The organism is Pseudomonas sp. TSO6 (assembly GCF_056098905.1).
This window is the reverse complement of the sequence record NZ_JBLZWV010000085.1, coordinates 1-582: the sequence shown is the minus strand read 5'-3', so window position 1 is coordinate 582 and position 582 is coordinate 1. Positions and strand designations below refer to the sequence as shown.

At 54.1% G+C, this 582-nt stretch carries 1 pseudogene; it reads right to left on the bottom strand.

What is annotated here, in order from left to right:
- Window positions 1-166: 166 nt before the first annotated feature.
- Window positions 167-582 (bottom strand): annotated as a pseudogene (locus ACN6NG_RS29875) (FAD-dependent oxidoreductase); the annotation flags it as partial.

Genomic DNA, 582 nt, shown 5'->3' with positions numbered 1-582 from the left:
GGAAAAGGCTGGTCTGACTGCGGGACTCTCCTTGTATGTAGGCCATAACGAAAAATGCTCCGTATCTTTCGATACGGAGCATTCTCTTAAAGGGCCGGGCAGATTGCTAGGTTTTCACACAGTCTGCATGGAGGCCCTTTTTCATCTTGCTGTTAAGCCTGAAACCTCATTCGTCTCCAGCACGAAGCTCCTTGAACTTCATGTTAGCTTTCGCACCGATGGTCAGGAAAGGTTGTGGCGGTAGCTGCTTTGGCTTGTCATAGCCCTGCAGAATATCCACCAATTCACTCTTGACACCCAGCGCCAGATCCGCTGCAGCGATACCGGCTGCGCTCGACTTGGACGCTCCCAGACCATTGCAACCACAGGCCGAAATCACACCCTGGGCCACTTCCCCAAAAGCAGGGACGCTGTTCCAGGTCAGTGCCATTGGCCCTCCCCAGCGATACTGCATTCGGAGCCCTTTCAAGGTCGGGAAACGCGTGAGGAATTTCTCGTCGTGAACCCTGCCGGCGCTGTTCACTTGGCTATCACCGATGGTCAAGCTCGGATTGTAGGAGTACCGCCAACGCACCAAAATTC